Origin of the sequence: Curtobacterium sp. B18, assembly GCF_000333375.1 — a bacterium.
Lineage (GTDB): Bacteria > Actinomycetota > Actinomycetes > Actinomycetales > Microbacteriaceae > Curtobacterium.
Genome location: NZ_BACZ01000172.1, coordinates 1 through 1151, shown reverse-complemented (window position 1 = coordinate 1151; position 1151 = coordinate 1). Strand labels below are relative to the sequence as shown.

The following is a 1151-nucleotide window of genomic DNA, read 5'->3' as shown; positions in this document are numbered from 1 at the left end:
GACTGACTCGTGAGACCTCGTCCCGGCGGAGCCGGCTTCATCGGCTCGAACTTTGTCCGTCGCACCCTGCAGGACGCGTACCCCGGACTCGAGGGCGCCGAGGTCGTCGTCTACGACGCCCTGACCTACTCGGGCAACCTCGACAACCTCGCGCCGGTCGCCGACTCGCCGCGCTACACCTTCGTGCAGGGCGACATCCGCGACGCCGCGAAGCTCGACGAGGTCGTCCCCGGCATCGACGCCATCGTGCACTTCGCCGCCGAGTCCCACGTCGACCGCTCGGTCCGCGACTCCGGCATCTTCGTCGAGACCAACGTCGTGGGCACCCAGCGCCTGCTCGACGCCGCGCTCCGGCACGGCACCGAGCGCTTCGTGCACGTCTCCACCGACGAGGTCTACGGCTCCATCAGTGAGGGCTCGTGGGACGAGGAGCGTCCGCTCGAGCCGAACTCGCCGTACTCCGCCTCGAAGGCCGGCAGTGACCTGCTCGCGCGGAGCTACCACCGCACGCACGGGCTGAACCTCTCGATCACGCGCTGCTCGAACAACTACGGGCCGTACCACTTCCCCGAGAAGGTCATCCCGCTGTTCGTCACGAACCTCATCGACGACGAGCACGTCCCGCTCTACGGCGAGGGCAACAACATCCGCGACTGGCTGCACGTCGACGACCACACCCGTGGCATCGCCCTCGTGCTCACCAAGGGCCGCGCGGGCGAGATCTACAACATCGGTGGCGGCACCGAGCTCACGAACAAGGAGCTCACCCAGCTGCTGCTCGACGCCACCGGCAAGGACTGGTCGTACGTGGACCGCGTCGCCGACCGCCTCGGCCACGACCTCCGCTACTCGGTCGACATCTCGAAGATCCAGGCCGAGCTCGGCTACGAGCCGCAGGTGCCGTTCGAGCAGGGCCTCGCCGACGTCGTGCAGTGGTACCGCGACAACCGCGCCTGGTGGGAGCCCCTCAAGGAGCGCGCGGCGCTCGCCTGAGCCCGGACGTCACGATGACCCGCACCCTCATCACCGGCGCCGCTGGCATGCTCGGTCGCGAACTGCAGCTCGCGCTGCAGGGTCGTGACGTCACCGCGCTCGGCCGCGCCGACCTCGACATCACGGACCCCGACGCGGTCGACGTCGCCGTCGCCGGC

The 1151-nt window shown here is 69.3% G+C and carries 1 protein-coding gene; it reads left to right on the top strand.

The features are described 5' to 3' along the window. The first annotated feature begins 9 nt into the window (after positions 1–9). Positions 10–993, top strand: coding sequence for a dTDP-glucose 4,6-dehydratase (gene rfbB / locus I5E_RS04665; protein WP_022905965.1), 984 nt, complete (start codon positions 10–12; stop codon positions 991–993). Positions 994–1151 lie beyond the last annotated feature (158 nt).